The sequence below is a fragment of the Salicola sp. AFF1 genome (assembly GCF_056783195.1).
Window position 1 is genome coordinate 1 of record NZ_JBXAYL010000119.1, and the last position, 612, is coordinate 612.

The window sequence follows — 612 nt, forward strand, 5'->3', positions numbered from 1 at the left end:
CCTGGTGGTCGGCGCTGGTGTCCAGAAGCGGCGGGAGCTTGCGGCGGGTGCTCTGGCGCACCGCCTTGACCGGGTCCCCGGGTCCGCCCCGTCAGCGGCTAAGGAGGCGGTGCCGTCGAGCTCCGCCGACAACAGCGCCAGCGCGTGACGCGTGGACACGCCCTCGATCTTCATCACCCAGTCAATGGGCGAGCCCCTGGCCCCGCAGGCCGGGCAATGGAACAGGTTCACCTCCGGCGTGATGATCAGACTCGGCGTGTCGTCGCCGGCGTGGAAGGGGCAGTGAATGGCGTAGTCCCGCCCGTGGGCCCGGGGCTCGAAGCCCTTGGCCTCGACCAGCCGCACCAAGGGGAGTTCGCGCTTGATGCGCTCCACTGTCTCTTGCGGGACTCGTGCCATGGCCCTTTGCCTCCAAAACCTGTCAATGGCCGATTTGATTCCTGTTTGGAAATCCAATATATTCCCGCAAGGAACTTTTGGCAAGAGCGACTTTCAAAGCAGGGATATACTGCGGAGGTGTTTGTGACCCAGGATTTAATTCAGCTCATGCAAGACACCTCAGCAGTGAAACGCCTTGGTCAGCGCATCAAGCAGCTAAGGAAGGGCAAGGGA

General features: G+C 62.6%; 1 protein-coding gene. It reads right to left on the reverse strand.

The window, feature by feature from the left end; genetic code table 11:
- On the reverse strand, positions 1–399 hold a 399-nt coding region (locus AC1RQI_RS16995; protein WP_481905798.1), incomplete at its 3' end, for a CHC2 zinc finger domain-containing protein.
- Positions 400–612 lie beyond the last annotated feature (213 nt).